Annotated in this window: 1 protein-coding gene; it reads left to right on the top strand. The window is 37.8% G+C overall.

Annotation, left to right across the window (positions count from 1 at the left end):
- Positions 1–85 precede the first annotated feature (85 nt).
- Positions 86–402, top strand: a 317-nt coding sequence (locus KH893_RS12730) for a lipoate--protein ligase family protein (RefSeq protein WP_427860465.1), incomplete at its 3' end; no start/stop codon positions are given.

The following is a 402-nucleotide window of genomic DNA, read 5'->3' as shown; positions in this document are numbered from 1 at the left end:
AAACGATTTAGTTATCATTGTCAGAAAAGTTTCAGGTTATGCTCAACGGTAGGCCTATGGGCGCCTGTTGCTTCTCGGAACTATCTTGTTTGATATCAATACAGAGGTTATGAGCCGGGTTTTGACGCCATCGAAAGATAAATTTATTTCGAAAGCGGCCAAATCCGTAAAAAGTCGTGTTGGCTTGATAAAGGATTCGCTTCCAGAAGAATTTACAATTTTGGATTTAAAAAATCAATTAACAAAGGAACTCGCCGATGGTGATAGCGAATTAAAATTAGAACAACATGATTTAAGGCGTGTTCAGGAATTGCGTAATAATAAATTTTCTACTTGGGATTGGAATTGGGGAAAAACGCCAAAATTCGAATTTAACAATCGACAGCGTTTTATCGGTGGCAC

Origin of the sequence: Liquorilactobacillus sicerae (assembly GCF_029916425.1) — a bacterium.
GTDB lineage: Bacteria > Bacillota > Bacilli > Lactobacillales > Lactobacillaceae > Liquorilactobacillus > Liquorilactobacillus sicerae.
This window is presented reverse-complemented; position numbering and strand designations above follow the sequence as displayed.